Origin of the sequence: Stenotrophomonas sp. SrG (genome assembly GCF_050031795.1) — a bacterium.
Lineage (GTDB): Bacteria > Pseudomonadota > Gammaproteobacteria > Xanthomonadales > Xanthomonadaceae > Stenotrophomonas > Stenotrophomonas rhizophila_A.
In genome coordinates this window covers 1-254 of the sequence record NZ_JBNBBE010000515.1, presented here as the reverse complement: position 1 = coordinate 254, position 254 = coordinate 1, and the positions used below count along the sequence as shown (strand labels likewise).

Below are 254 nucleotides of genomic sequence, written 5' to 3'. Positions count from 1 at the left end.
AGGCAGACGCGCCTGCGCCGGTGCTGTACATGCTGGATGGCAACGCAGCGGCCATGGTGTTCGACCAGGCGAGGCTGAGCGACCTGGCCGCACATGCCGCGCCGGTGCTGGTGTTCATCGGTTCCGACAACGACCTCCGCATTGATTCACCCGCCCGCACGCTCGACTACACCGCGTGGGTGGATACGGCCGAAGATGAGAACGGCTCGTCCCAGTCCAGCGGCGGCGGCGCCAAGGCGTTCCTGGAGGTCATC

At 66.9% G+C, this 254-nt stretch carries 1 pseudogene; it reads left to right on the top strand.

The window, feature by feature from the left end:
• A pseudogene (locus ACQG3P_RS20680) lies at positions 1–254 on the top strand (alpha/beta hydrolase); the annotation flags it as partial.